The 25791-nt window shown below is 55.8% G+C and carries 26 protein-coding genes, 1 tRNA gene and 1 pseudogene; 19 read left to right on the top strand and 9 right to left on the bottom strand.

The features are described from left to right. Positions 1-2352, top strand: a complete 2352-nt coding sequence (locus BLU85_RS08495; RefSeq protein WP_092205433.1) for a TonB-dependent receptor — start codon at positions 1-3, stop codon at positions 2350-2352. Here the strand turns inward: BLU85_RS08495 and BLU85_RS08490 are convergent. Then, positions 2336-3421: a sensor domain-containing diguanylate cyclase gene (locus tag BLU85_RS08490; RefSeq protein ID WP_092205432.1), complete on the bottom strand. Its 1086-nt coding sequence runs from the start codon at positions 3419-3421 to the stop codon at positions 2336-2338. The two genes, BLU85_RS08495 and BLU85_RS08490, sit on opposite strands and share 17 nt — an antisense overlap. A gap of 496 nt (positions 3422-3917) precedes the next feature. Between BLU85_RS08490 and BLU85_RS08485 the strand changes: the two genes are divergently transcribed. The 4 genes from BLU85_RS08485 (at position 3918) to BLU85_RS08470 (ending at position 6271) form a co-directional block, all read left to right on the top strand. Further along, positions 3918-4271 carry a DUF6124 family protein gene (locus BLU85_RS08485; protein ID WP_092205431.1) on the top strand — a complete coding sequence of 118 codons (354 nt, stop codon included), beginning with the start codon at positions 3918-3920 and terminating at the stop codon, positions 4269-4271. Positions 4272-4430: 159 nt separating this feature from the next. Continuing rightward, the gene (locus tag BLU85_RS08480) at positions 4431-4865 is read left to right on the top strand and encodes a GNAT family N-acetyltransferase (protein ID WP_092205430.1); all 435 of its coding nucleotides are present in this window, start codon (positions 4431-4433) and stop codon (positions 4863-4865) included. A 164-nt stretch (positions 4866-5029) separates the two neighbouring features. Continuing rightward, complete coding sequence (locus tag BLU85_RS08475; RefSeq protein WP_170847679.1) at positions 5030-5515, top strand: DUF3592 domain-containing protein; 486 nt, start codon at positions 5030-5032, stop codon at positions 5513-5515. Between the two features lie 60 nt (positions 5516-5575). Next, on the top strand, positions 5576-6271 hold the full coding sequence (locus BLU85_RS08470) for a hypothetical protein (protein WP_092205429.1): 696 nt from the start codon (positions 5576-5578) through the stop codon (positions 6269-6271). Between the two features lie 195 nt (positions 6272-6466). Here the strand turns inward: BLU85_RS08470 and BLU85_RS08465 are convergent, their stop codons facing one another. Both BLU85_RS08465 and BLU85_RS08460 read right to left on the bottom strand, forming a co-directional pair. Next, the gene (locus tag BLU85_RS08465; protein WP_092171701.1) at positions 6467-6799 is read right to left on the bottom strand and encodes a type II toxin-antitoxin system HicB family antitoxin; all 333 of its coding nucleotides are present in this window, start codon (positions 6797-6799) and stop codon (positions 6467-6469) included. Continuing rightward, the gene (locus BLU85_RS08460; protein WP_092205428.1) at positions 6796-7050 is read right to left on the bottom strand and encodes a type II toxin-antitoxin system HicA family toxin; all 255 of its coding nucleotides are present in this window, start codon (positions 7048-7050) and stop codon (positions 6796-6798) included. The genes BLU85_RS08465 and BLU85_RS08460 overlap by 4 nt, the downstream gene beginning before the upstream one ends. Before the next feature lie 183 nt (positions 7051-7233). On the opposite strand from BLU85_RS08460, the gene BLU85_RS08455 reads away from it, so the two are divergent. Beyond that, positions 7234-7917 carry a hypothetical protein gene (locus BLU85_RS08455; protein ID WP_092205427.1) on the top strand — a complete coding sequence of 228 codons (684 nt, stop codon included), beginning with the start codon at positions 7234-7236 and terminating at the stop codon, positions 7915-7917. A 240-nt stretch (positions 7918-8157) separates the two neighbouring features. On the opposite strand, the gene BLU85_RS08450 is transcribed toward BLU85_RS08455, so the two are convergent. Together BLU85_RS08450 and BLU85_RS08445 are read right to left on the bottom strand one after the other, a co-directional pair. Then, entirely contained in the window at positions 8158-9045 is an 888-nt protein-coding gene (locus tag BLU85_RS08450) for a dihydrodipicolinate synthase family protein (protein ID WP_092205426.1), read from the bottom strand. A 19-nt stretch (positions 9046-9064) separates the two neighbouring features. Beyond that, positions 9065-9847, bottom strand: a complete 783-nt coding sequence (locus BLU85_RS08445) for an aldolase (RefSeq protein ID WP_092205425.1) — start codon at positions 9845-9847, stop codon at positions 9065-9067. A gap of 150 nt (positions 9848-9997) precedes the next feature. On the opposite strand from BLU85_RS08445, the gene BLU85_RS08440 reads away from it, so the two are divergent. From BLU85_RS08440 to BLU85_RS08390, 11 genes are all read left to right on the top strand, one after another. Further along, complete coding sequence (locus BLU85_RS08440) at positions 9998-10564, top strand: helix-turn-helix domain-containing protein (protein WP_092205424.1); 567 nt, start codon at positions 9998-10000, stop codon at positions 10562-10564. A gap of 514 nt (positions 10565-11078) precedes the next feature. Beyond that, positions 11079-11444 carry a DUF6124 family protein gene (locus tag BLU85_RS08435; RefSeq protein ID WP_092205423.1) on the top strand — a complete coding sequence of 122 codons (366 nt, stop codon included), beginning with the start codon at positions 11079-11081 and terminating at the stop codon, positions 11442-11444. Positions 11445-11659: 215 nt separating this feature from the next. Then, complete coding sequence (locus BLU85_RS08430; protein ID WP_170847678.1) at positions 11660-12391, top strand: DUF1353 domain-containing protein; 732 nt, start codon at positions 11660-11662, stop codon at positions 12389-12391. 161 nt (positions 12392-12552) lie between these two features. Next, positions 12553-13092 carry an AAA family ATPase gene (locus BLU85_RS08425; RefSeq protein ID WP_092205421.1) on the top strand — a complete coding sequence of 180 codons (540 nt, stop codon included), beginning with the start codon at positions 12553-12555 and terminating at the stop codon, positions 13090-13092. Between the two features lie 3 nt (positions 13093-13095). Next, positions 13096-14778, top strand: coding sequence for an adenylosuccinate synthetase (locus BLU85_RS08420; RefSeq protein WP_092205420.1), 1683 nt, complete (start codon positions 13096-13098; stop codon positions 14776-14778). After that, on the top strand, positions 14778-15428 hold the full coding sequence (locus tag BLU85_RS08415) for a DUF7002 family protein (protein WP_092205419.1): 651 nt from the start codon (positions 14778-14780) through the stop codon (positions 15426-15428). The genes BLU85_RS08420 and BLU85_RS08415 overlap by 1 nt, the downstream gene beginning before the upstream one ends. A 25-nt stretch (positions 15429-15453) precedes the next feature. After that, entirely contained in the window at positions 15454-15924 is a 471-nt protein-coding gene (locus BLU85_RS08410) for an NUDIX hydrolase (protein WP_092205418.1), read from the top strand. Positions 15925-16321: 397 nt separating this feature from the next. After that, positions 16322-17374, top strand: coding sequence for a nucleoid-associated protein (locus tag BLU85_RS08405; RefSeq protein ID WP_092205417.1), 1053 nt, complete (start codon positions 16322-16324; stop codon positions 17372-17374). Positions 17375-17501: 127 nt separating this feature from the next. Further along, on the top strand, positions 17502-18794 hold the full coding sequence (locus tag BLU85_RS08400) for a hypothetical protein (RefSeq protein WP_256572912.1): 1293 nt from the start codon (positions 17502-17504) through the stop codon (positions 18792-18794). A 189-nt stretch (positions 18795-18983) separates the two neighbouring features. Beyond that, positions 18984-20642 carry an ATP-dependent nuclease gene (locus tag BLU85_RS08395; protein ID WP_092205415.1) on the top strand — a complete coding sequence of 553 codons (1659 nt, stop codon included), beginning with the start codon at positions 18984-18986 and terminating at the stop codon, positions 20640-20642. Next, on the top strand, positions 20635-21837 hold the full coding sequence (locus tag BLU85_RS08390; RefSeq protein ID WP_092205414.1) for a UvrD-helicase domain-containing protein: 1203 nt from the start codon (positions 20635-20637) through the stop codon (positions 21835-21837). Before BLU85_RS08395 ends, BLU85_RS08390 begins: the two co-directional genes overlap by 8 nt. Positions 21838-21935: 98 nt before the next feature. Here the strand turns inward: BLU85_RS08390 and BLU85_RS08385 are convergent, their stop codons facing one another. The 4 genes and pseudogenes from BLU85_RS08385 to BLU85_RS08370 form a co-directional block, all read right to left on the bottom strand. Continuing rightward, a complete protein-coding gene (locus BLU85_RS08385) occupies positions 21936-22430 on the bottom strand; it encodes a PIN domain-containing protein (protein ID WP_092205413.1) in 495 nt (164 codons plus the stop codon). A gap of 1 nt (position 22431) precedes the next feature. Next, positions 22432-22725 (bottom strand): hypothetical protein, encoded by a 294-nt coding sequence (locus BLU85_RS08380; RefSeq protein WP_092205412.1) that lies wholly within the window; start codon positions 22723-22725, stop codon positions 22432-22434. Positions 22726-22775: 50 nt separating this feature from the next. Further along, positions 22776-23104, bottom strand: a pseudogene (locus BLU85_RS08375) (hypothetical protein). Between the two features lie 289 nt (positions 23105-23393). Continuing rightward, a tRNA-Leu gene (locus BLU85_RS08370) sits at positions 23394-23478 on the bottom strand. Positions 23479-23586: 108 nt separating this feature from the next. Between BLU85_RS08370 and queA the strand changes: the two genes are divergently transcribed. Together queA and tgt are read left to right on the top strand one after the other, a co-directional pair. Then, positions 23587-24636 carry a tRNA preQ1(34) S-adenosylmethionine ribosyltransferase-isomerase QueA gene (queA, locus tag BLU85_RS08365; RefSeq protein ID WP_092205411.1) on the top strand — a complete coding sequence of 350 codons (1050 nt, stop codon included), beginning with the start codon at positions 23587-23589 and terminating at the stop codon, positions 24634-24636. Between the two features lie 14 nt (positions 24637-24650). Continuing rightward, positions 24651-25766: a tRNA guanosine(34) transglycosylase Tgt gene (tgt, locus tag BLU85_RS08360; RefSeq protein ID WP_161951757.1), complete on the top strand. Its 1116-nt coding sequence runs from the start codon at positions 24651-24653 to the stop codon at positions 25764-25766. The last annotated feature ends 25 nt before the right edge of the window (positions 25767-25791 follow it).

The raw sequence follows: 25791 nt of genomic DNA, 5'->3' as shown, positions 1-25791 counted from the left end.
ATGCCGGGTTTGGGTTACCGGTTGTTCCTGCTCGGCGGCCTTTCGATGTTGCCCTGGGCGTCGGTCCAGGCCGAGCAAGCGGCGCCCGGCGCCCTCACGCTCGACGCCACCACCGTCACCGCTCGCCGTCGCGAGGAAGACCCGCAACAGGTGCCGATCCCGATCAACGTCCTCTACGGCGAGCAACTGGACGAGGCCGGCCTGCATCGCCTGCAAGACATCCAGCAGCGGGTGCCCGGCCTGGTGGTGTCCGGTCACGACGCCCGTTATGCCGGCTTCGGCCTGCGCGGCTTCGGCGCGACCGCCTACAACGATGGCCTGGAAGGCAGCGTCGGCACCTACGTCGATGGCGTTTACCAGGCACGCCAGGGCATGGCCTTCACCGAGTTGATGGACATCGAGCGCATCGAAGTGCTGCGCGGGCCACAAGGCACCTTGTTCGGCAAGAACACCACGGCGGGCGCGCTGAACATCATCACTCGCCAGCCAACGTTCCAGCCCGAGGCCAACCTCGAAGCCAGCTACGGCGAGCGCGGCCTGCGGGAATATCGCGGGACGGTTTCCGGGCCGTTGCAGGACGACGTGCTCGCCGGCCGACTCAATGTCTTCGACAGTTCCACCGATGGCACCGTGGAAAACCTGCAAGACGGCGCCCGCCTCGGCGACGCCGACAGCCATGGCCTGCGCGGCCAGTTACTGTGGACGCCGACCCCGGATTTCAGTGCGCGCCTGATCGCCGACTATGCCGAGCAAAACGAAGCCGGCAACGTCCTGCTGGTCAATCACTACAGCCAGCAGACCCGCAAGCGCGCCCAGTTCCTCGGCTATCCGCTGGCGGAGCCCGACCCTTACAAGCGCGAGACACGCATCGACGCGCCGGGCCATCCGCAAACCCTGCAGAACGGTGTCTCACTGGAATTGAATTGGGACCTGGACGAGGCGATGCGCTTGACCAGCATCACCGCCTACCGCGACTGGGACTACCGCGCCACCCGCGACAGCGACAGCACCGCGCTGTCCGTGGCCGAGTCCGAAACCGAGCTGGGCCACCGGCAGTTCAGCCAGGAATGGCGCCTGTCCGGCACGGTCGGTTCTTCCGTCGACTATGTGGCCGGGCTCTATTACCTGCGCCAACAACTCGACCGCGAGATCGACGCCGAATTCGGCAAGGACGCCGCGCCCTGGTTCGTCGGTGATCAGCTGGAAGCCTTGCGCAAGCTCTACGGCATCACCTTCACCAATCCGAAGCAGGTGCCGGCGATGCTGCTGGACGGCGCCCGGCAACGCTATGACGGCGAGCAGAAGGGCGACAGCCGAGCCATTTTCGGCCAGCTCTCCTGGCGCCCGATCGACCCGCTGGAACTCACCGGCGGCCTGCGTTACAGCCAGGAGCGCAAGGACGGCTGGATCTCCCGCGACGTCAGCAACCTCGCCCCGCTGACGGGGTTGCCAGCGGTGTTCCAGTCCGGTGGGCTGTTGCTGCGCGACATTGCCCTGGGTGGTGGTTATTACCGCGAGGATTCGATAAAGGAAAACAACGTCTCCAGCCTCCTCAGCGCCAGCTACCGCTTCAGCGATGGGGTGATGGGCTACGTCAGTTGGTCGCGGGGCTACAAGGCCGGCGGCATCAACTTCGACGTGGTCGGCCCGTTCACCGCACCCACCTTCGAGCCGGAGCGGGCCACGTCCCTGGAACTGGGCATGAAGACGCGCTTCTGGGACGAGCGCGCATTGCTCGACCTCGCCGTCTACCAGACCGACGTCGACAACTACCAGGCGCTCACCTACAGCCCGCCCACGTCCATGTTCGCGCCACCGCTGCGGGACAACCTGATCAACGTCGGCAAGGTCCGCCTGCGCGGCATCGAGCTGGATTCCGCCTGGCAACTCACCCCGCGACTCACCGGGCGCCTGGGCCTGGCCTGGAGCGATGCGCGCTACCGCAGCTTCCCCAACGCCCCGTGCCCGCCGGCCTCGGGCCAATGGACCTGCGACCTCAGCGGCGACCGGCTCTACAACGCGCCGGAATGGAACCTCAGCAGCGGCCTCGACCACACTCATCCACTGCCCTATGGGCTGGAAGCCTTCAGCGGTATCGACTACAGCTTCCGCACCGGCTACTCCGGCACCCTCGAAGGCGGCGAAGGCAGCTATCAACCCAGCTACGGCCTGACCAATTTGCGCCTGGGCCTGCGCAGCCAGGACCGCGCCTGGGAAGTGGAAGGCTGGGTGCGCAACGTCTTCGACCGCAACTACATCACCGCCGTGTATTCATTGCTCGGCGCTGGCGACTATGGCGTCATGACCGGCAGCGAACGAACCCTCGGCACCACCGTCAGGCTTCGCTATTGAGCGAAATAAACCGCGTCGGACAAAACGCCAGACGATTGCCGCCGGCCTTTTTCGACAGGTACATCGCCTGGTCCGCCTTGCTGATCAGCCCATCGACCTCCTGCCCATGCTCCGGAAAAAACGCCACGCCGATACTGGCGGCAATCTCCACCGTTTGCGCGCCAATCAAGATCGGCGCATTGGCCGCCGCCAGCATCCGCTTGAGCAACGGCTCGCTGTCCTCCACCGCCTGCAAATCCACCAGCCCCGCCACGAACTCATCGCCACCGAGCCGCGCCAAGGTATCGCCTTCACGCAACGTCGCATTGATTCGTGTCGCGACAATCTGCAACACCCGATCACCCCAGTCATGTCCATAGCTGTCGTTGAGCGCCTTGAACCCATCGAGGTCGATAAACGCGATGGCCACTTTCTGCTGATAGAGAGCGGCCTTGCCCAGGGCCTGGCGCATCCGTTCGGTCAACAGCAACCGATTGGGCAGTTGCGTGAGCGCGTCATGCCGGGCGTCACGCTCCAGTAACTGCAGGCGCTGCTTCATCTGCGTCATGTCGCTGAACAACGCCACATAGTGCTGAACATTGCCATGCCGGTCATGCACCGCACTGATGCTGATGCGCGACGTCATCTCCCGGCCATCCTTGTGATTGCTTTGAATTTCACCGGACCAGTGCCCGTGGAAATCCAGCGCATTCTTCATCGGCGCATAAAACGCCGCGAGCCGACGCACCATGCGATGGGAATTCAACTCGCGGCCCTGCACCTCGTCTTGACCGTAACCGGTGAGCCGCGTGAAGGCCTCGTTCACGGCGATGACCCGACCGTACGGGTCAACCAGGATGACCCCTTCCCGAGCGTGGCTGAACACCGTGGCGGCCAGCTCCGGGCGCACGGTGTCGAGACGACGGTCCAGGGCGCCTTCGTCGCGGGTGGCCGGCCAGGTCTTGTCGTCGAAACCTTGTTGCGCCAGGTAGCGGGCCAGAGAGGAAAGCGCCCGGTGCAGGCGGGTCAGGGCATTCGTGGCGAGCCTGGAATCCAGGCAGTAGCGACGGATGAAGGTGCGTAGGTTCATGGGAAAACACGGTGCTCGGTTGTAGCGCTAGGGGGTGTGAAAGAAGGCATTATCGAGGTAGGGATTTGTGCGGGGCTTTGCTGGAGCGGATGGGGGCTTTGCGGGGAGGGATGGAGTGGAAAGATTTTTTGCGTGGGTTGTAGGAACGTCAGCCGTGACTGTCAGCCATTGGGCGTCCGCAACTCGCCAGCCGACGTCGCCTTGCGCCTTTGCCTACAACTACGCCAGAATCCGCCGGCTTGTTCGCCTTGGGCTGCATCGGTAGTTTGGGACCTGTCACTGCTCATCAGTGATCGGGTTTAGTCGCCCAGGTTGAAACAGGTTGTGCTAGGCGTCATCCAGTCGGGATTCTCATCCTGCACTTGATGGTGGCTGTGCGCAGGGCGTCCTCGGACGCGCCGGTTTCTTGTTTCCCCGGTCGACTAACCTGCGTACAGCTGCCTCCCAATCGTTTAGTCGCGAGCGGGTGATGGCTCCAACTACAGGAAACAAGGTAATGGCAAAAGATACTCCGAACCCCCCTGATACGAACGAACACGTCTCCCGTGCTCAGTCTGCCCGCAACAAGAAAATCGACGACGCTGCCACGCGAGCGTTGGATTACTACCTGAAGCCTAAGAGCGAAACGTCTGACAAGACCGACTCCATTTTACGGATTGACCCTGGGGTTGATTCTGAATGTTTGCTTGCGAATCTCAGTGAGAACCTGGCGTCGGCGAATGCCATGATTAACGATCTGGCGTTTGATCTGGATGGGTCTCGCCGGCATGTGGCGTTGGGGATTTTGCAGGTGATCGAGGTGAGTGAGCTGTTGGCGAATCGAGCGTTGGATATTGTTGAGGTGAGGTAGTCGAGGCGTTCGCCTCAATACAGGAAAGGTCTCGCACAGCTGGACCTTTCCTTGGATAAAGCGCTGCATGGGCGATCCCCACGCGAGTCGGCGCAGCACCCTCCAAGCGGCTTCTGCTAGTCTGCTGGGCCAGCCAGGTAACACAGCAAGGCTCAATCAATGTTCAATATCCGTGTCATGACCATGGACGATTACGATGCTGTCATCGACCTCATGAGGCGTACTCCAGGCGTCTCCTTCCGTGACGCTGACTCTCGTGAATCGACCGCGAAATACTTGGAGCGAAATCCCGGGATGAGCTTCGTGGCTGAAGTCGGAGCCGTCCTCTGCGGTTGCGTCATGTGTGGACACGACGGCCGCAGAGGCTATCTGCAGCATTTGGTTGTTCTTCCCCAGTATCGGCGACAAGGCATAGCAAATGCGTTGGTCGAGCACTGTCTTTCGAGTCTTGAGAAACACGGAATACTTAAATGTCATCTCGACGTGTTCAAGACCAATCTAACGGCTGCCAACTATTGGCATAGCCAAGGCTGGAAGCTCAGGTCTGATATCGATCGGTATTCGTTTACCCGATCGGATAATGAGAACGTATGAACGGTACCTGGCCCGTGAGAGAGGTTTAGTCCTGTTACTCCAAACAATGGATATTGTTGAGGTGAGGTAGCCAAGGCGCTTGCCTCAGGACAGGAAAGGTAAACTCAAGTTGCCGGATCACACGCCGATAGGTTGCGGACGAATCTCATACGAAGGACCGGAGTATGTTTTACCCACGTGAAGCTGAAAAAGATCAACTCTATAACCGAATAGTCCTGCTTACCGTTGCGTGCTGTGTGCTGCTGTTCCTGGCCTCCCTGGCGAAACATTCCGGGTCCATTTATGGGGCGATCCGATGGAGTGCTGTCGAGGTAAAAGGCAGCGTGACGAAACTGGAAAGCATCCCGATGAACGCTAACGGCATCATCATTCACTACCGGTATGTGGACGGTGATCAACAAGTCCATGAAGACGAATACGTGGACCAACGCTACAACGAACATGATCAGTACGAGGTAGGGGGCGACGTTCCGCTGCTGTACTCACGTTGGTTTCCCCAAATCAGCAGTATCGCCACCGAGCTTCACACGTATCGCTCCGGCTTTTTCATCATGGCTGGCGGAGTCGTGCTGACATTGGTATTCCTCGGGATTTCCTTTGCAACCTTCGGACGAATTTATCGCATGAAGGAAGAAGACCGCTTCTATTGAAACGGTTGTCGATCATGGCGCCCAGAGCCCTCATTCATCCAGGTAATCGGTTTCCCCCCCATGAAAAAGTTTATGTTCGCGTTGCTTTCGCTCGTTCTGCTTTCCGGCTGTGTAACCAAGTCTTTGAGTGTTGAAGATCGCCACCAGATCAAAACGATCAAGATCCTTCCTGTGTACTTTGCGGTCGAAAATTTCAAGTACACGAGCATGACCCAGGCGTGGGGGGCTGGGCTGGGGGCCGGAGCAGGTGCCGCGGCGGGTATGGCGTCCGGCGCATCGAGCGCTGGCACAAACGCATTGACCGGGGCCGGCTCGGTCGTGGGCACGAAGGCGGCCGACGGCGCGACGATGGATATTTCCCAAGCAATCCTGACCAACATGCGAGCCCACGGTATCGATGTGGGCCAACTGGTGCGTGAAAGCTTCGAGAGGCGCATCAAACAAGAAGGGATGTTCACCCTCGTGGCGGAAGGTGAACGAGCTGATGCCGACGTTGAAATCATGGTCCCGCAGTGGGGGCTTAGCCTGAAAAACTACAGCACCGTGCTTTACCCTGTCATTGGCGTCAACGGTTCCATGAAGCGCAGTGGCACTTCGGTTTGGCGCAACTTCAATACCATTTCGCCCTTCAATGAAAGCAACACCCTCGCTTATACCCCTGAGCAGTACGCCACCGATCCCGAAGCACTGCGGGCGGCGTTTTCCCGGGTGTCTGATTTGGCGGTGGGTAAGCTGATAGAAGATTTGAAGCAGTAAAGGTTCAGGCAAACCGCAGGAGTTGACCCGTGATCAGCAAAGCCAGAATCACAAGCGTGAAGAAGCTGTACTTGCCTTTGCCTTGCTAGCAGCCTTCAGTTCCGGCACCGGCAACGCCTGGAAATCGAGGTCAACAACAAGAAAAAGGTCTTGCTCGGCAAGACCTTTTTTTCAAATCAATCCGTGTATCTGACGTCAGACGTGCGCTGCGCGCTCAAACACCTCATCAGCCCACTGGTTCAGGCTTTTGCCGGCGGTTTGGGCTGCAATGGTGGCGGCAGCGTGCACTTCAGGGCGAATGCGTAGCATCACCTTGCCGGAGGCAGGCTTCTCGGGGCTGACGCCTTGCTCGGCACAGTCCGCCAAGTAATCCTCAACAGCACTGGCAAACGCCGCTCGTAGCTCGGTCACGGAATCAGCGTGAAAACTGATGATGTCACGCACACCCAGAATTCGACCGACGAAGATGTCGTCACGCTCATCGAACTCAATTCGGGCTGTGTAGCCCTTATAAGTCATGCTGTTCATAGCTCAACTCCTGCCCGCTGGAGAAATTCGCGAGCCTCTTCTACCTGATATTTCTTGGCTTCTTTCCCAGGGTGTGGCCGATGGCAACGCCATTGGGCCTCCCCCAGCGTCAGCTTGACCCGAGAACCTTCGCGCTCCAGCACTTGGCCACCCAGATGAATGACTAAGGCTTCAATGTCAGCGAACACTATCGCCGCACTCGTTGGCGTACGGTGGATTGCTTCAAGGGTTTTGCGGTGCCTGTTTTTCATGCGGCTGATGCTATCAAAAGAAGATAGCACTATCTAGCCCGTTCGGCGCGTTGCCACTCCCAGCATTTTGTCCCCCTTTGCTCTTTAGTGCCGTGGCTTCTCTCTACACGCGAAGCAGGAAAATTCGCTGCTTGGCCGGGAGTCAATTAACATGACAGCCTCGTCCAATACGTGGTCTCGTCCATGCAGTCTCTCGAAAATACGCTGCTTTCCTACGCCACACAGCACTTGCCATCACTTCCCAATATCTACACTTGGAAGTTCGATACCGCTCTCGTCCACCATTCATTCAAATGGGAGATCGATGGCTCGAACTGGTACGAAAAAGCGCGCGCACTGAAGCGGCATGTCGCCCAGGAATGGACCGCGTCGCCCGAACAACGAATGGCCCTCGCAGACTACGCTGTGCGCGTGTGGGGAGGTGTCAGGGGAAACGCGCTCGCAACGATGCAAGGCTACGTTCAGACCGTGTCACAGGGGCGGGTGCCGGACAAGCACAAGGGCATCGCCTCATGGTCGAAGGTGGCGGCATTCTCGAATCCAACCGAGCACGCCATCTTCGATGCACGGGTTGCATTTTCCCTGAACGTTCTACAGAGGCTTCACGGCGATGAGCAACGCTGGTGGTTTCCGCATTTGGCGGGTCGAAACACGCACCTCAACGCCTGTTGGCCCCGCTTGAAAACCCAGGCGCGTGAACAGCGCTGGATTCGAATTGCAACGACCGATGTCTACCCGACCTACATCGAGTTGCTGGTGAACGTCTCCCGAAAACTGGATGTGGAGATCGGTGACGTGGAGATGCTGCTCTTTTCGAAGGCGGAAGATTTTGCTGGGGCGTTCAACGAGGCCTATCCTCCGTCCTGACGACCAAAGCACCCCGGCACTGATCAAAAGGGGATGACAGGCAGTTTCCCCGTGGCGAGGGAGCTTGCTCCCGCTGGGCTGCGCAGCAGCCCCAAAACCTGGCAGGCGATCTCCAGGCAATCATGCAGGTCGCAGTTCAACGGTTGATAGCTCTTCATCAAGTGACCCCCAAGGGAGCGAGCGGACAGGTTAGGGCGCCACCTGTCCGTCGCAAAAGTAGCACTCAGCGCCCTGCGCGAATCAGAGCAGTTGCTTCAACATCGTCTGCAGTTGCTGGTTACGCGCCTCATCCAGTGGGAAAACCGGCAGGCGTGGGTCGCCGACTTCCAGGCCAAGAGTGCGCAAACCGGCCTTGATGGTGGCGGGCAAACCGCCCTTGAGGATGAAATCCAGCAGCGGCAATTGCCGATAGAACAACGCCCGGGCCTGGCTCAGGTCGTTGGCCAGGACAGCGGCGTACAAGTCGAGGTTGAGCTGCGGGATCAGGTTCGGCGCGGCGGTGCACCAGCCCTTGGCGCCGGCTGCGAAGGCTTCCAGCGCCAGGGGGTTGCAACCGTTGTAGAACGGCACCTGGCCTTCACCCAGCAATTGCAGCTTGTGCATGCGTTGAATGTCACCGGTGCTTTCCTTGACCATGGTGACGTTATCCACCCCGTTGAAAATCCGCAGGATCAGCTCCACCGACATGTCGATGCCGCTGGTGGCGGGGTTGTTGTAGAGCATGATGGGCAAGTCGATGCTGGCGCCGATGGCCTGGTAGTGCGCGAGGATTTCCGCCTCGCTCAGTTTCCAGTAAGAGGCCGGCAACACCATCACCACATCGGCGCCCTTCGCCTGGGCAAAACGCGCGCGACGTACCGCCTTGGCGGTGGTCAGGTCAGACACGCTGACCACGGTCGGCACCCGGCCGGCGACGCGGGCAATGCTGAACTCGCTGACCTGGTCCCATTCGGCGTCGCTCAGGTAGGCGCCTTCGCCGGTGCTGCCCAGGGGCGCGATGGCATGCACGCCGCTGTCGATCAGACGGTCGATGGACCGGCCCAGTGCGTCTAGGTCCAAACCCTGGCCGTCGGTGGAGAAGGGCGTGATGGTGTAGCCGATGATGCCGTGGATGTTGGGGGTAGACATGGCTTCGCTCCTGGTGGATTCAGTTCAGGCAATCGGCGTGTTGACGCAGGGTCTGCCGGGCGTAGTAGTTGAAGGCGGCCGCGTGGCGCTTAGGCCGGGCGATCCAGTCGTGGGCTTCGCGGCCCAGGTGAGGCAGGATCGGTTTCACCTCGCCAGCGGCCATGGCCAGCAATTGCAGCTTCGCGGCGCGTTCGATCAGTTGGGCGATGTTGCAGGCTTCTTCCACGGTGGCACCGGTGGACAACTGGCCGTGGTGGGAAAGCAGGATGGCGCGCTTGTCACCCAAGGCACCGGCGATCAACTCGCCTTCCTCGTTGCCCACGGGCACCCCCGGCCAACCCTCCAGGAAGGCACAGTCTTCGTACAGCGGACAGAGGTCCATGTGGGAAATCTGCAGCGGCACTTCCAGCATCGACAGCGCGGCGATATGGGTCGGGTGGGTGTGAATGATGCAATTCACATCCGCCCGGGCGCGGTAGACCCAGGTGTGAAAGCGGTTGGCCGGGTTGGGCATGCCATTGCCCTCCTGCACCTCGAGGTCTTCATTGACCAGCAACAGGTTGCCGGCGGTGATTTCATCGAAGCCCAGGCCCAATTGCTGGGTGTAGTAGGTGCCCGGTTGCGGCCCGCGCGCGGTAATCTGCCCCGCCAGGCCTGAGTCGTGGCCGTTCTCGAACAGGATGCGGCAGGTCAGGGCCAGCTTTTGTCGTACAGTCCACGTATTATCCGGCAGTGTTTTCTGCATCTGGTTAACAGCATGCTGGACCAACTGGTCCTTGGGCGTCGCCAGTGTCTTGCTCATATCCGTTCTCCTGATTCGTGCTTTGACCGTTCTTGACCCGCGTCATGGAAGCTGTGAAGTGAGGGTGCTAATGACACTAAATAGACTATATGACACAAAGTGTCATTTGCAATCGCAGATTGTCCGTTTCTCTGGAAATGTTGGTTACCTATGTCCATTCGCTTGAAATTGCTCAGGAAAAAACTCGGCATGACACTGGACGTCCTGGCCGAAAAAACCGGGATGACCAAGAGCTACCTGTCCAAGGTGGAACGGGGCTTGAGCACACCCTCCATCGCCACGGCGCTCAAGCTCGCCAAGGCCCTGAGCGTGAAAGTCGAGGAGCTGTTCTCCGAAGAAAACGTCTCCCTCGACAGCTACAGCCTGGTGCGCAGCGAAGACCGCCAATCCCTCGCGGGGAGCAGCGGCAGCTCCGAATACGCGGTATTGGCCCACCAAGTGTCCGAGCGCAGCCTGCTGCCCTTCATCCTCTATCCCGCGGCCGAATTCACGGCGCATCACGCGTTCAAGGAACACACCGGAGAGGAGTTCCTGTTCGTGCACGAGGGGCAGGTGGAAGTGGACTTCATGAACGAGCGTGTGCTGCTGAACCGCGGGGATGCCTTGCATTTCAATGCGCAGAAACCGCATCGGTTGCGTTCGGTGGGGGATGTTCAGGCGCAGTTGCTGGTGGTGGTGCACAGCGATGAGTCGTCGGAAAAGGAAGAGGGCGCCTAACAGCTCCAATCGCAATGCCATTCAGGCTAAGCAAACCAATGTGGCGAGGGAGCTTGCTCCCGCTGGGCTGCGCAGCAGCCCCCCTCCTATGAATGCCTCGCCACCCATCTTCCGACAGCCTCAATTGAACGGCATCGAGCACCTGCCCGGACCAGTCGAGCGGCGTCTGTCAGTAAAGACCGACAGACACCAGCGACGACGGCCCGCCAAGCCACAGCGCCTTGCGCCTTTGCCTACAACTACGCCAGAATCCGCCGGCTTGTGCGCCTGGGGTTGCGTCGGTAGTTTTGGACCTGTCACTGATGGTCAGTGATCGGGTTTAGCAGCTCGCCGAGTTAAGTCGCACACGCGTCATCAGACAGGAATCCCCATCCCTGCACTTGATGGTGGCTGTGCGCAGGGCGTCCTCGGGCGCGCCGATTTCTTAACTCGTCGGTCTGCTAACCTGCGTACAGCTGCCTCCCAATTCGTTTAGCAGCGAACGGGTCGTGGCCTCAACCTGAGAGTTAAGACCATGGTCAAAATTACACCGAACCCTCCAGTTACAGATTCAGACGAACCCACATCTCGTGCCCAGTCTGCTCGCAACAAAAAGCTCGACGATGCGGCCACGCGAGCGTTGGATTACTACCTGAAGCCTAATCCTAAGAGCGAAACGTCTGACAAGTCCGACTCTATTTTTCGGATTGATCCGGGTGTGGATTCTGAGTGTTTGCTTGCGAATCTTAGTGAGAATTTGGCTTCGGCGAATGCCATGATCAGTGATTTGGCGTTTGATCTGGATGGTTCGCGACGGCGGGTTGCGTTGGGGATTTTGCAGGTGATTGAGGTGAGTGAGCTGTTGGCGAATCGGGCGTTGGATATTGTTGAGGTGAGATAGGGAGGCCCAAGATGATTTCCCTAGTGAAAGACCTCTAAAAACTCAGTGAGAGTCTGGAAGCGGCATCGGATTCGGTGCTGCTTCTAGCAAACGTGACATCCCCGGGTTAAGAAAATACAAGCGCGCCTTGCCAATCCGTATACCTGAACTAATATCATTTTGCTTTCATGAGAGCAGGTCGCCAGTACGTCCAGATACAGTTAAATGGAGCAGTCATGAAAATAGTTCTAATGCTGATCGGTTTAGCGCTTGCTACTCAGGCAGTTGCAGACGATTGGGGAAGCTTCTCCGACCCTTTGGAGGTGGAGTTTCTATCGACCAAGCATGACGCTAGGTTATTAAGGGATTTCACCTACACGGGGCCAAGCCCCCAAAGACGCTTCTGGATCGCACCAAAAAATACTATCTCAGATGGTGCTTCGATCCCCAAAGTTGCTTGGTCCGTTGTTGGCGGCCCATATGATGGCCAATACCGCAAGGCTGCGATAATTCATGATGTGGCTTGTGTCGAAAAGACACGAAGCTGGAAGGAAACGCATCTGGCCTTTTACACTGCGATGAGAGCAGCCGGTGTAGATGCTACGACCTCAAAAATAATGTATGCGGCGGTTTACCACTTTGGCCCTAGGTGGGCAGAACCAACGCGAGTTCTATTGCCACGTACCAATCTAAAATTAGTTTCGTACTCCCTTGATGAGATTAATGCTGGTCTTCCGTCAGGAAAACATGCTGTGCTTCTAGATGAGGGGCGCGTTATCGATAGAACAATATCAACTGGTTTTTTTGAAACAGAACAGCGTCAGGAGGTTGTTGGCGCTGTCATTGAGGTGCGCGAGTTACAGCCTGATTTCTCCGTAGAAGCCTTCGAGCAGATGTCAAGCGAGATAAAAGAAAATAATCTGAGCCTGTCAGAAATTGAGATGCTGTCGGCAACAGTGGAAAAGTGACCAGCGGTGAGATAACGAATAAGTACGATAAGAGTTAAAGCTCCTGAGCCATAAGCTTAAGGGAATGTGGTGATGTGCTCGCTTCGGTGGAAAATAACTTTTGTACAGCCAAGCTCCGCTTTATTTGATATCGAGCATTCCAGGCACGGATACGTCAAAACATGAAGCGATTACTTCTCTTAAGTGGCCCTATGGCCGGCGGCAAGACGTCTGTTTCCGCCGTTCTTCAAGAACACTTTGGTTACCTTTCAATCAGTAGTGGTTCTTTTTTGCGTGTACAGTTGATTAGCCAAGGGGAAGTGCCTGACCGTCACAAGCTTCAGGAGCTCGGCGACAGTCTGGATAGGTCAACTGACTTTTCATGGCTCATCGACTCAATCGCCAGACCGGCAATCGACGCCCAGCCAGATGTCGATAACTGGTTGTTGGACGCTGTGCGCAAGTCAAGGCAGGTGGAGCTTTTCAAGCTCCACTTTGCGGGGGCCGTGATGCACGCACATATAGACGCACCTGAGTCCGTTTTGCGGCAGAGGTACGCTGAGCGTGGCCCTAATCATCTCGCGGAATATCACGAAAATGTGCGTCACCCCAATGAGGTCAGTGCACGGTCGCTAGGAAATATAGCGGACAAAGTCTTCGATACTGGAACACTTACCGCCTTTGAAGTCGCACGGCAGATAATAAAGCTTTGGGAGGAGTAGTGTATGGAAACTCGGCAGATCGTGGTGATCACTGGAAAGACATGTAGCGGCAAAAGCGAGTTGGCTCATTTGTTGGAAAAGCACTTTAACTTTGTTGTGGTTCGCGATCGTCGAACTTCCCAAAATGCAGAGTGGAATCTCAGCATGGCTCAGCCACCACTGATGGATCGCCGAAGAGAACTAGACGAAACCCAGCATGCCCAATGGATGCTCGTCGAAACAAAGGAGATATGTGCTACTCAGAAGGATGACCGACCGTTAGTCGTAGATCATCTGGCTACGTTGAAACAGGTTTTACAGTTTCGAGAGGCCTTCGGGGCAAACTTAGTTCATGTCCACCTTTACGCGAGTGACAAGACTCTGCATGAGCGTTACGGCAAAAGAGTAAAAGGCGAAACCGATTCTGTGCTTTATGACGAGATCAATCAACTGAGGGAGTTGGAGGAAATCAATGCGCTTAAGGAAGATGCGGACGTTCGGATATATACCGAGCGCTCGGATTCTAAAGATACGTTGGTTCGGGTAGCCGCTCGCTTGCATCTTTTTACTCCACCTGAAATTAGATGTGTGGATGTCCTCATTGGAGGGCAGTACGGAAGCGAGGGTAAAGGCAATATAGTTTCCTACCTAGCTCGAGAATACGACGTCATGGTTCGTGTGGGAGGGCCAAACGCTGGACATACCGTGGCCAGTTCAGCAGGTCCCTACACGTATCACCATCTGCCGTCAGGGGCGCGTGATGTGACCGCGCGACTGCTTCTCGGCCCAGGCATGACTATCCGATTGCAGGGGCTTCTGAAGGAGATCGAGGAGTGCGGTATCGGCGTAGACCGGCTATTCATCGACCCTCAAGCCACCATTATCGAAGACGAAGACATTCAGACGGAGAAGAGGCATCTGGTTTCAACAATCGCGTCCACTGGAAGTGGGAGTGGAGCTGCGGCTGCAAGGCGTATTTTGAGTAGGGGTGAGGCAACAATTAGGCTTGCCCGGGACGTCGATGAGTTGCGCCCGTATGTTGGTACTCTTGGAAATTATCACGGCTCCACGTCAGATAGGTTGGAAGAGGCTTACCACAACGGCCATTCAATTCTATTGGAGGGCACCCAAGGTAGCGGGTTGAGTATTTTCCATGGTGATTATCCTCATGTGACTTCCAGGGACACCAACGTTGCAGGGTGCATCGCGGAGGTTGGAATATCGCCCAGCAGGATTCGCAAAATTCTTATGGTAATTCGACCGATGCCAATTCGTGTTGGCGATCCTGACGGAGACCAGGGGCACACGTCTGGAACGCTCAAGCTTCCCACCACCTTCGACGAGATTGCCGAATTCGCTGGTCTTGATGCTGAGGCGTTAAACGCTGCTGAGAAGACGTCCACCACTGGTCGCAACAGACGGGTCGGCTGGTTCGAGTGGGATCAATTTCGGAGAGCATGCGCGCTCAATGCACCCACCGACATCGTTCTGACATTTGCGGATTACCTTAAGTCCACGAACAGTAAGGCGCATAGGTTTGAGCAGCTTCACCCAGACACGATTAAATTCGTGGAGGAGCTCGAGCGCGTCTCCCAAGCCCCTGTGTCACTGATAAACACCAGGTTTGCCAGAGATGCAAATGCAACTGATATGCGATCTTTGATCGATCGACGCAATTGGACTGCGCGGTCTGGCAGGAGAGACTGATGAATTTAGAAAAGCTGATCGAGCTTTATCCTCGTATCTACCACATGGCTGAACGCGGAACGTGGGAAAGTATTCAACAACGTGGGCTGATGAGCACGACGGCAGTCCTTGATCATCTAGATGTAGCTGATGGCGAGCGCGCTCGGTTTGAAAGCGAACACCGTGATCAGAAAATGGATGTGAGGGCAGGCCACACCTCGAACATAGTGCTTCGCGATCAAAAGCCGATGCCAGAAAAGCGATTGTTACAGGCTCTAACCAACGGGACAACACCGCGGCAATGGTATGAACTGATCAACGATAAGGTCTTTTTCTGGGTCGAGGAGGAAAGGTTGCATCGTCTGCTTGGTGCCCGGGATTACCGCACGCTCGAACATGATGTTCTGACGTTGAACTCGGCGGAATTCATCCCAGCCTATGCTGAAAAAATATGGTTGTGCCATATGAACTCGGGTAACACATGGCCAATTCCGCACCGTCGTGACACTGAGATATTTCGTAGAATCGCAGATTATCCCGTAAAGCGTTCGGGCAAACCGGTCAAAAATGTTGTCGAGCTGGTTGTCGATTATTCCGTCCCCAACATCACTGACTATGTGCTGGAAGTTCGGCGTATGAGGGGGAGTGAAGTGTTGGGAGTCATTGGTTAGCACTCGTCTACCCAACGGGGGAGTTATGCCGGGACGACGTTTAGCCTCACGAATTTTGCTTGTCAGTTCCTCTCGCCGAATGTTGCTGTTCAAGATCCATTACAGGACCGGCGCCTTGGCGGGGAGGAGCTACTGGGCCACGCCAGGTGGTGGGCTGCGAGGTGATGAGTCTTTTGAGGCGGCGGCAATACGTGAGCTTTACGAGGAGACTGGCCTCGACGTTCAGTCCGTTGGTCGCTGTATTGCACGAAAGGAGTTCACTTGGCTAATGCCTGATGGGGAACAGGTGCTCGCGGTCGAAAATTATTATGTGGTACGTGTATGTAGCGAAATCTGTTCGATTGCAAGTTGGAGCGCTCAGGAACGAGAGGTTGTATGTGAGATAAGGTGGTGGTCAGAAAATGAGTTAATGGCTAGCACCGAAGAAATTCTGCCACCGGATTTGCCGATTTTGTTTGCCCAAACAATGTTTCTGACGCCTGATGAATCTGGCTAGGGATCAATGGTTCCTCAGTTTCTTCGGGTCCATGGTCGTCCCACTCAACTTGAATGTTGGTGCTTGTCGTTATTTTGATCTGTTGCTTTGGGCCTCCGACGGTTTATCTCAATGTCCATTTTTTTATCCAGAATAGACGCCATGCAGTTTCACAGACCCGCGACGCCGTTCCTACAATCCAGGCTACGCGATCTTCGACGACACGCTGCCCTGACATACTGGCTGCGTGCCAGTCTTTCCGGCTATGCTCCGACCAAAGCATCTTGCCCAATCTCACGTTTACGGAAATGGCACCGGCCTCAACAAGGCTGCATTGATGCGTCATTGTCGCCCAGGTATCTGCCGAGGCAAGTGGTTTCTCTCGCCGTGCACAGGGTGCTGCTTACATGGAGATCGCATGAGTTTTTTTTCGGACGAAGAAATAGATTCACTCAAGATCACTCGGATGATCCTGCACGTGGTGGGCACCAAGAACTTCGAGGCACTGCCGGAGCGGGCCTTGGAGGAGGAAGCATTCTTTATTGGTAAAATTCTGGACATGGCTACTGCGCCGGTCTTCATGTTCAAGGCTTTCTCTACGACCCGGAATGAAATTGAGTCCATTGCCGCCGGGGACACTTCATTCGTCGATGGTGCACAAAGTCTCGCAGCTAGCTTCAACCGGCAACACGTGGGCGGCAGTGCTGATGGAGTTCTGCTGATGTTCGAATTGGCTGTCAACGACCTCGATGTGAAGATCTATAGCCTGATCAAATACGACTACAAGCTGGCCCTGGAGCAGAATGACGGCGCCCCAGGAAAGAAGCTGCGCCGGATCGTGAATGCCCTGGTTGACGAAAAGAAGGCCATTCAGAAAACGGCCCTCATCCGAGTGATCAGTGGTGTTGCCGACCAGAATATTTCGGCCACTGACCGTACCAAACAGGGTGTAGATCTTGCGGACTATTTCGCCGACTTCCTGTCGGTGAGCAGGACAGTCTCGGACACGGAACTGAGCGAAATCACCCGCAAAGTACTCAAGGCCGCGCTCCAGACCTGCATAGAACATCTGCCTGGTCAGGATGTGGCCAAGGCCCTGAAGAAAGCCCAGGCCAACCTCGGCACCCGCAGACGGATCGATGAAGAGGCGATCGTCGAAGCTGTGATGCTCGCTGCTGGTCATCCTGAAGATGAAAAAGTAGCCAATCGCCTAGAGCGTGAGACGCGCAGCCGGGTCAGAAAGAGCAAATTGCACGAACTCAGCTTCAAACCCGATCGCCGGATCCTCCGCCAGCCCTACATGCGCAAAATCGTCACGACCGAAGGTGTCACCATCCTGTTCCCCGACAGGACGGAGAACCCAAATGTGAAGGTGGTAGATCTGAAAGGGGGTAAGAAGCAAATCATCGTGGATACAGATAGGGTCATGGAGGACAGCGTTGTCACACCAAAGCCTAGCCAGCCTTCTTAACGACCTTGCACGTAAGCGTCAGGCGCTGATCACTGAGGGGAATACCACTCTCATTGTGTCTGACCTACACGCTGATGCTGCTCGGTCAATCGCTCAGGCTGCCTCCGCTGCTGCCTGGTCGATCACGATGTTTGACAGCGCAGGTGGCGAAACCGAGGTCGAAGAGGGTGACGAGGCTTTCGGGCCGTTTCGCGTTGAACTCGTGAAGCCACTTCCGGAGGGGCATGATCAAACTGATGCTTTGTATGTGGCTACAGAGGCGGGCTTTAGGGCGTTCCTCGACAGCGGCCACGCCGCGCCACGCTGGTATGTGCTAGGTCTGATCAAACCCTTCAATACTCGGGCAAGGGTGTATACCGATTGGGATCAAGAAGAGCCCTACATCGAGTCGCAGGCGACGAAATCCCCCCGACTTTTAGTGAAAGAGGCAGCTAACGTCCGGACTGTGCCCGAAGACGTTCGCCATTGGTTGCTCGCAGAGGGCCATGGTCTCGATGAGGCTGTTCCTTTGCACATGGCCTGGGCAACGCAGGCCTTTGACGCCTTGAGTCGTTGTTTTGCGAACGAAATTGACACTACCGGAAGCAAGCTCAGTTTCAAAGGGCCGCCCAAGCTCAATCTGACGCTCACGGAAGTGGTCAACGGTGGCGGCCAACTGGCGATGAAGGACTTCAAGGTCGTTCAGGACGCCGCAGCTTGGGTGTTCGACAACGCACGGGAGGCCGAGGTGAAACATATTCTGCTGTCCGCTGAGATTGCTCGATCAGGTAGAGCGGATGGAGAGGCACTACAGTACTTCAACGAGAACCTTGCCGCAGCATTGGATTGCGCGAAGATCGCCTATCAAATGGCGGTTTCGGAGATCACCAAGGACACCCTCAAATCCTTAGGAGACCTTCGCAAGGCCGTTACTGAGGAAACCTCGAAGGCGACAGACGCGACCCGCCAGGCGATCACGGCGATCTCGACTGCACTGACTGTGGGCTTGGGCTTGATCGTTGCGCGGCTCACTCTGCAGATCAACCCGTACCTCATTTCACTCGTGATGGCGGTTGCATTTGGCTACACGACGCTGAACGTCATGTCCGGTCGTAAATTCATAAACATTCAGCGAAAGCTGCGTCTGGACTGGCAGTCGAAGCTTTATCGCTTCCTCTCGGAAGCTGAATTCAAAAAAATGGTAGGGGATCCCGTTGAGCAAGCCGAGGGCTTCTTCTACAAGGTCAGTTGCCAAGGTCTGATAATGCTCGGCGCCGCAGCGCTGGGGATTGCAATTTTCGCCTTCGTTTACAGCACTCCGACTGCGGCTACACCACCAGTTCCTTCTGCACCTCCAACTCGAGCCCCTGCAAGCCCGCACTCACCCACCACCGAACCGGCGCCACAGCCGAAGCCGCTACCCAAAACTGAGAACATCTAGTAGAACTGGGGGCTCGAGTACAAGTCGAGGCCCCGTCAGGCATGATAAAACGGTGGATCATTGAGCGTTTGCAGGCTGGCATAGACTCCCGATAACCATTTCGTTAAATGGACAGTCGGCGTTACCCAAGGTACCGTTCCATGGACTTGGCGATGCGCCATTATGGAACGCTGTCTAGAGGGATTTAGAGTGCACGTTAAATCTATCAAACTGATCAACTTCAAGAAATTTCGTGACGAACTTCTTGAATTCAATGACGACGTCAATATCTTCGTCGGCGATAACAACGCCGGTAAAAGCACGATCCTAGAAGCGTTAGAAATTGTGCTCAATTACAACCACCGAGGTCGGCCTTTCAACGGGGAGTTCTCCCCTGATCTTTTCAATCAGGATGCGGTTAATCTGTTCCTCGCCTCCGACAAGACCTCAAAGCACCTGCCCAGCCTGATTATCGAGGCTTACATTGACGGTGTACCTGATTACCGAGGCGCGAACAATAGCCTCAAGGCAGACGCCCAGGGCGTCGTGGTACAAGCTTGTTTTGATGCGTCGTTGGAGGCGGTATACGAGAGCTACCTGCTCACCAAGCCCAACATCACCAGCATTCCGGTTGAGTTCTACAAGCTGGACTGGCTCGACTTCGGCTGGAACCCAATAAAATCAATCGCCAAAAAATTCAAGGCGCTGTACATAGATCCCACACGCATACACCCCACAATGGGGAAGAATCAGTACATTTCCAGCATCCTTAACACTGCTCTGGCGAAGGAGGAGTTGGTAAAACTGACCCTCAATTATCGTGAAAACCTACAGGTGTTCAACAACTCCGGAGAGGTCAGGACGGTTAATGCCAACCTCGATGCGGACCATCTCATCACTGATAGCAAGCTCACTATTGCGGCAAGTACGTTACCAGCGGGCTCCATCCAGACTGGATTGCAACTTGAGGTTGATGATGTGCCGTTTCACTTTATCGGTAAGGGGGAGCAAAGCAATGTGCAGATCAAGCTGGCTATTCAGAACAAGGCCCACGATATCGATCTGGTGATGATGGAAGAGCCTGAAAACCATCTGTCTCACACCAATCTGAACAAGCTGGTGCAATACGTCGAAAGTCAGCGGGGCGACAAGCAGCTGTTTCTAACCACCCACAGCTCCTATGTGCTAAACAAACTTAGCATCGACAAGATTTGCCTAGTGCAGTCAGGTTACAAAAGGCTGCACAAGCTAGACCCCAAAGTGGTGAAGACGCTCAAGCGTCTCCCTGGCTACGATACTTTGCGGGTTGCATTGTCGGGCAAGGTCATTTTGGTCGAGGGTCCTTCGGACGAACTGGTTCTCAAGAAAATCTACCAGCGAAAGCATAACCGGCTGCCTGAGCAGGATGGGATCGATATCATCGTGGTGCGCGGTGTGGGGTTCAAGACATTCATTGAGGTGGGCAAGGAGATCGGTACAAAAATTCATGTGCTCAGGGATAATGACGGCGACTATCACGGTAACGTTGTGCAAGGACGTCTGGAGTACGCAGCGTTCCCCAATGTCAAACTGTTCTCTCCAGTTAATAACGCAGAGTTTTCGCTTGAGCCGGCGATGATTTATGCCAATGCGATCGATATCAAAACCCTTGATGCGTTCGCAAAAGAAGTTTTATCGACCGCGACCTACAAACTGTACGACGCAAACGTAACCTTGGAAGACAGAAGAGAGAATTTGATCCAGTGGTTTAAAAGCGTAAAGGGCAACGGTAAGGGCGCTCGCAAGGTCGATTCGGCCATCAGGCTCTTTGATGGATTGCTGGACTTCAAATACCCAGCCTTCTTGGACGAGGTGCTCGATTTTGCCTAACGAACTCTGGATCGCTGGCGCTGGATCAGGCAAAACACACAAGATCATCACTGACGCCATTGAGGTTATCAAGGGCGGTGGACGGGTGCTGGTGGTCACTTATACCACCAACAACCAAGCGGAATTGCGTTCCCGGTTTGTCGAACTCAACGGCGTTAGCAGCGATAATTTCGTCGTCAAGGGACTGTTCTCTTTTTATCTTGAAGACATGGTGCGCCCCTATCAGCGCGAGGTATTTCCAGATCGGATAACGACCATTTCGTTCACTGAGAACAACCCCCACTTAATCCCAGGTACGACCTACTACATTGAAGGGCGGTCTGAAAAATCGGAGGACGGAACGATCAATCCGCTGCACTATCTGACACCCTGCAAAACCAAGGCTTACTCCGGATTGTTAGCAAAGCTCGCAACCCTCATTGCAAAGCTATCCAAGGATGCCCCAGCCAAGCGATTGAAGGAGATTTATCAAAGGGTCTTTTTTGATGAAGTGCAGGATTTGGTCGGTTGGGATTATGATGTGATCAAATCACTCAACAAAGTTATGGTCGACTCAATTTGTTGTGTGGGCGATTTCCGGCAGACAATATATACAACGACCTTTGGCCATAAGGCGCCGCAGACGCCTCAGCAGAAGGTTGAATACTTCCTGGGTAAGATGAAGTTCGAGAAGCATCCGATGCCAGAGAATCGCAGATCCATCCAGGAAATCTGCGACATCTCCGATACTGTCCATGCAGGGATGTATGAAAAGACTGTCTCTGGCGTTGCTGAAATACCTGGTGAGTTGGCTCATCACTATGGCGCATTCATCGTGAAGCGGTCTCAGGTGAGCGAGTATTTAGCTGTCTTTCAGCCCCAGGTGCTGCGCTGGTCTTCGACCACTGGCACAAAGTACCTCCCAGGTAACCTGATCTGTTACACCTTTGGTTCGTGCAAAGGCCTAGGCTTTGATCGAGTGCTCATCATTCCGCCAGACAAACATCTCAAATTTATCGGTGGGGATAGCAAGGTGTTCGACAAGGACAAAACTGAGGAGTCACGGAACAAGTTGTATGTAGCGATTACACGTGCTCGTTATAGCCTGGCGTTCGTGGTCGAGGACAAATCAGTGAAAGGTTTGCCTTACCCTGTCTGGGATGGGGCTGATGGGCTAGCTATTGGACTTGAAGCCTTAGTCGTGGCTGCTTGTTGAGTCGACTACCGGGCTCGGAGCGCTTGATGGTGGGTTGCGAGAGAAACCACGCTAGGTTGAATCATTTTCCGATAGTTCCCCCAGTGGCCCACTCGACCTTAAGATGCAAGTGCTCTTATCATCGCGAGTGAGTAAACGTTCCCCTCGCCAGATCCCCATAACAGAGGGGATAGCCGGTCGTCGGCGGTGAATATTAAATGAGTGGATGACAGCTCTATTAGTTTGGAGTCTGTCAAGCCAAATTGCGGGAAGTAGGGGTTGTGTAAGTCGTCGTTGAGATTGGAATCTATCTCTTTGAATGTTTCAAAAATGGTTCTGGAAATTTCAAAGGCTTTCTCTTGAGCATAACCCTTTAAATCTAGAAGGTTGGAGACCTCTGCGGCAATGTATTTCGTTGTGTAGCCCTCTCCAAATGGTTTGATGGCTTTGAGCAACAAATCATAGTCGCCAACGCTAAAGTCTTTCAGTCTCTTCGAGCTAGAGATGAACCTGCCTTCTTCTACGCTGCCAATTATTAGCAGTAGCAAAAGATTGGTGTCGATGATTATGTCTCTTTTATGACTGGGTGCCGATCTGTTTTTGTTTTTGACCATGTTATTGGCCTTTGTAACGCTTAAAGCCCTTGAGCGCTCCATCTTCAGATGAAACCAAAAAAGTCTTGTACTCTTTTCGTTTGCCCAGAACAGTGGCCAATTCATAAAGCGGCGATCTAGTGCGCGTTTCTGAGATCGATGAAGGGGTACGGTCGACATCGTAGCTAAAGGTCACCTCATACCGCGAGTTGTCATCTGAAATGACAATCTCCTCCAGAACTATGTTACTTGCTCCCTGTACAAAATCATTGAAGCCATTACGGGCAGCTGCTTCAGCCTTTTTAAAGTCGATCATGATTTCCTCCTGTCGGGTCAGCCAGCGTAAATAAATGTGTCATGTCCTGATCAAAGAACATCCCGCAGATAATCCCTCAGAATGATAGCTGGAGCATAAAGCCCTTCCATCGTCTGTGCAGCACCAAAATTCTTTGCCAAACGATGCAGCTCACAACCCAGCACTGTGTCCGCCCCACCCACCGCCGCCAGCGCCAGATCCAAGCACCGACCTATCTCACTTTGAATCCCAGTTACATCTTCGCGCCGCACCAGCAACCCAAAAACCTCCCGATCACAACCCCCCATCAACGGATCATCCCGCAGGATAGGACTATGCCCTCCGTCTCATAAGCCAGCTTCAGCGAGTAAAGAGCGACCGTTTCCAGCAGCAATTCCATGGGGTGAAATCCTTTGTCAGCGGGTGAGGAGGGGCGGTGGATCAACTGGGCGTCGCAGGGCGGAGCATCGGTGGGGGCTGTGACTTTTTTGTGAGCGCTTTGCGCTCAAGCGGGAGCAAGCTCCCTCGCCACGGGTTCCTACTGGCCACAGATTCTTCCTTGCCAAAGGTTTGGTCGTTGGGGCCGCTTCGCGACCCAGCGGGGATAAATCCCCTCGCCACAAATGGATCGGGTGACTTTCCTGCAGACGAAAAAAAAAGACCTTGAATTTCAAGGTCTTTTTTTAAGATGGTGCCCCGAGGGAGACTCGAACTCCCACTCCTTTCGAAAACGGATTTTGAATCCGCCGCGTCTACCAATTCCGCCATCAGGGCTCAATGGCGGCGAAGTATAGAGAGGTGCCTACCGTTGGTCAATCACGTTTCATGGTGAATTTTTGATAATTCCGCTAGACTTTCCGGCCCTGCTAGACGAACCCCATCATGCGTGTTGCTGACTTTACCTTCGAACTCCCGGATTCGCTGATTGCTCGCCACCCTCTGGCCGAGCGTCGCGCCAGTCGACTGTTGACCCTGGACGGGGTCAGCGGTGCCATGGCTCACCGTCAATTCACTGATTTGCTTGAGCATTTGCGCCCGGGCGATTTGATGGTGTTCAACAATACCCGTGTAATTGCGGCGCGGTTGTTTGGCCAGAAGGCCTCCGGCGGCAAGCTGGAGATTCTGGTGGAGCGGGTGCTGGACAGTCATCGTGTGCTGGCCCATGTGCGCTCCAGCAAGTCGCCCAAGCCGGGTTCGTCGATTCTCATCGACGGCGGTGGCGAGGCGGTGATGGTGGCGCGGCATGATGCGTTGTTCGAGCTGGAATTTGCCGAAGAGGTGTTGCCGCTGCTCGACCGTGTCGGGCACATGCCGTTGCCTCCTTATATAGATCGCCCGGACGAAGGTTCGGACCGCGAGCGTTATCAGACCGTGTACGCCGAGCGTCTGGGGGCGGTGGCGGCGCCGACGGCGGGGTTGCATTTCGATCAGCCGTTGCTGGAGGCGATTGCCGCCAAGGGCGTGGAGACCGCGTTCGTGACGTTGCACGTTGGCGCTGGCACGTTCCAGCCGGTGCGGGTCGAGCGTATCGAAGACCACCACATGCACAACGAATGGCTCGAAGTGAGCCAGGACGTGGTCGATGCCGTGGCGGCCTGTCGCGCTCGCGGTGGGCGGGTGGTGGCGGTGGGGACCACCAGCGTGCGGTCCCTGGAAAGCGCTGCCCGCGATGGCGTGCTCAAGCCGTTCAGTGGCGACACCGATATCTTCATCTACCCGGGCCGACCGTTCCATGTGGTCGATGCCCTGGTCACCAACTTTCATTTGCCCGAATCCACGCTGTTGATGCTGGTTTCGGCGTTCGCCGGTTATCCCGAAGCCATGGCCGCCTACAAGGCCGCCGTCGAACATGGATACCGCTTTTTCAGCTACGGTGATGCGATGTTCATCACCCGTAACCCCGCGCCACGCGGACCCGAGGAAACAGTATGAGTCGCACCTGTCGCATGTCCTTCGAGTTGCTCGCCACCGATGGCAAGGCTCGTCGCGGTCGTCTGACCTTCCCCCGCGGTACCGTGGAAACCCCGGCGTTCATGCCGGTGGGCACCTACGGCACGGTCAAGGGCATGCTGCCACGGGACATCGAGGCGATTGGCGCGGAGATCATCCTGGGCAACACCTTCCACCTGTGGCTGCGCCCGGGCATGGAAGTGATCAAGGCCCACGGCGACCTGCACGATTTCATGCAGTGGAAAGGCCCGATCCTGACCGACTCCGGCGGTTTCCAGGTGTTCAGCCTCGGCGCGATGCGCAAGATCAAGGAGGAGGGCGTGACCTTCGCCTCTCCTGTGGACGGTTCCAAGGTGTTCATGGGCCCGGAAGAGTCGATGCAGGTGCAGCGCGACCTGGGCTCGGACATCGTGATGATCTTCGACGAATGCACGCCGTACCCGGCCGATGAAGACGTGGCGCGGGTGTCCATGGAGCTGTCGTTGCGCTGGGCCCAGCGTTCGAAGAATGCCCATGGCGAAAACACCGCGGCGTTGTTCGGCATCGTCCAGGGTGGCATGCACCGCGACCTGCGCATGCGCTCCCTCGAAGGCCTGGACAAGATCGGCTTCGACGGCCTGGCGATTGGCGGCCTGTCGGTGGGTGAGCCCAAGCACGAGATGATCAAGGTGCTGGATTACCTGCCAGGCGAAATGCCCGCTGACAAACCTCGTTACCTTATGGGCGTTGGCAAACCGGAAGATCTGGTTGAGGGTGTGCGCCGCGGGGTGGACATGTTCGATTGCGTGATGCCAACCCGTAATGCCCGCAATGGGCATCTGTTCATCGACACCGGTGTGCTGAAGATCCGTAACGCGTTCCATCGCCATGATGATTCGCCGCTGGATCCGACGTGCGATTGCTACACCTGCCAGAACTTCTCCCGCGCTTATCTGCATCATTTGGACAAGTGCGGCGAAATGCTCGGCAGTATGCTCAATACCATCCACAATTTGCGCCATTATCAGGTGCTTATGGCTGGTTTGCGCGAGGCTATCCAACAGGGTACATTGGCCGCCTTTGTCGAGGCCTTCTATGCCAAGCGCGGGTTGCCTGTACCGCCTTTGGACTGAGTTTTCCGATCCCTAGATTCAATAC

Source organism: Pseudomonas sp. NFACC14 (assembly GCF_900106885.1).
Classification (GTDB): domain Bacteria; phylum Pseudomonadota; class Gammaproteobacteria; order Pseudomonadales; family Pseudomonadaceae; genus Aquipseudomonas; species Aquipseudomonas fluorescens_AA.
This window is presented reverse-complemented; position numbering and strand designations above follow the sequence as displayed.

Excerpts from the sequence above, each read along its gene's own strand:
- BLU85_RS08495 (WP_092205433.1), top strand. The coding sequence starts at position 1 with ATGCCGGGTTTGGGTTACCGGTTGTTCCTGCTCGGCGGCCTTTCGATG.
- BLU85_RS08490 (WP_092205432.1), bottom strand. The coding sequence starts at position 3,421 with ATGAACCTACGCACCTTCATCCGTCGCTACTGCCTGGATTCCAGGCTC.
- BLU85_RS08485 (WP_092205431.1), top strand. The coding sequence starts at position 3,918 with ATGGCAAAAGATACTCCGAACCCCCCTGATACGAACGAACACGTCTCC.
- BLU85_RS08480 (WP_092205430.1), top strand. The coding sequence starts at position 4,431 with ATGTTCAATATCCGTGTCATGACCATGGACGATTACGATGCTGTCATC.
- BLU85_RS08475 (WP_170847679.1), top strand. The coding sequence starts at position 5,030 with ATGTTTTACCCACGTGAAGCTGAAAAAGATCAACTCTATAACCGAATA.
- BLU85_RS08470 (WP_092205429.1), top strand. The coding sequence starts at position 5,576 with ATGAAAAAGTTTATGTTCGCGTTGCTTTCGCTCGTTCTGCTTTCCGGC.
- BLU85_RS08465 (WP_092171701.1), bottom strand. The coding sequence starts at position 6,799 with ATGAACAGCATGACTTATAAGGGCTACACAGCCCGAATTGAGTTCGAT.
- BLU85_RS08460 (WP_092205428.1), bottom strand. The coding sequence starts at position 7,050 with ATGAAAAACAGGCACCGCAAAACCCTTGAAGCAATCCACCGTACGCCA.
- BLU85_RS08455 (WP_092205427.1), top strand. The coding sequence starts at position 7,234 with ATGCAGTCTCTCGAAAATACGCTGCTTTCCTACGCCACACAGCACTTG.
- BLU85_RS08450 (WP_092205426.1), bottom strand. The coding sequence starts at position 9,045 with ATGTCTACCCCCAACATCCACGGCATCATCGGCTACACCATCACGCCC.
- BLU85_RS08445 (WP_092205425.1), bottom strand. The coding sequence starts at position 9,847 with ATGAGCAAGACACTGGCGACGCCCAAGGACCAGTTGGTCCAGCATGCT.
- BLU85_RS08440 (WP_092205424.1), top strand. The coding sequence starts at position 9,998 with ATGTCCATTCGCTTGAAATTGCTCAGGAAAAAACTCGGCATGACACTG.
- BLU85_RS08435 (WP_092205423.1), top strand. The coding sequence starts at position 11,079 with ATGGTCAAAATTACACCGAACCCTCCAGTTACAGATTCAGACGAACCC.
- BLU85_RS08430 (WP_170847678.1), top strand. The coding sequence starts at position 11,660 with ATGAAAATAGTTCTAATGCTGATCGGTTTAGCGCTTGCTACTCAGGCA.
- BLU85_RS08425 (WP_092205421.1), top strand. The coding sequence starts at position 12,553 with ATGAAGCGATTACTTCTCTTAAGTGGCCCTATGGCCGGCGGCAAGACG.
- BLU85_RS08420 (WP_092205420.1), top strand. The coding sequence starts at position 13,096 with ATGGAAACTCGGCAGATCGTGGTGATCACTGGAAAGACATGTAGCGGC.
- BLU85_RS08415 (WP_092205419.1), top strand. The coding sequence starts at position 14,778 with ATGAATTTAGAAAAGCTGATCGAGCTTTATCCTCGTATCTACCACATG.
- BLU85_RS08410 (WP_092205418.1), top strand. The coding sequence starts at position 15,454 with ATGCCGGGACGACGTTTAGCCTCACGAATTTTGCTTGTCAGTTCCTCT.
- BLU85_RS08405 (WP_092205417.1), top strand. The coding sequence starts at position 16,322 with ATGAGTTTTTTTTCGGACGAAGAAATAGATTCACTCAAGATCACTCGG.
- BLU85_RS08400 (WP_256572912.1), top strand. The coding sequence starts at position 17,502 with ATGTTTGACAGCGCAGGTGGCGAAACCGAGGTCGAAGAGGGTGACGAG.
- BLU85_RS08385 (WP_092205413.1), bottom strand. The coding sequence starts at position 22,430 with ATGGTCAAAAACAAAAACAGATCGGCACCCAGTCATAAAAGAGACATA.
- BLU85_RS08380 (WP_092205412.1), bottom strand. The coding sequence starts at position 22,725 with ATGATCGACTTTAAAAAGGCTGAAGCAGCTGCCCGTAATGGCTTCAAT.
- queA (WP_092205411.1), top strand. The coding sequence starts at position 23,587 with ATGCGTGTTGCTGACTTTACCTTCGAACTCCCGGATTCGCTGATTGCT.
- tgt (WP_161951757.1), top strand. The coding sequence starts at position 24,651 with ATGTCCTTCGAGTTGCTCGCCACCGATGGCAAGGCTCGTCGCGGTCGT.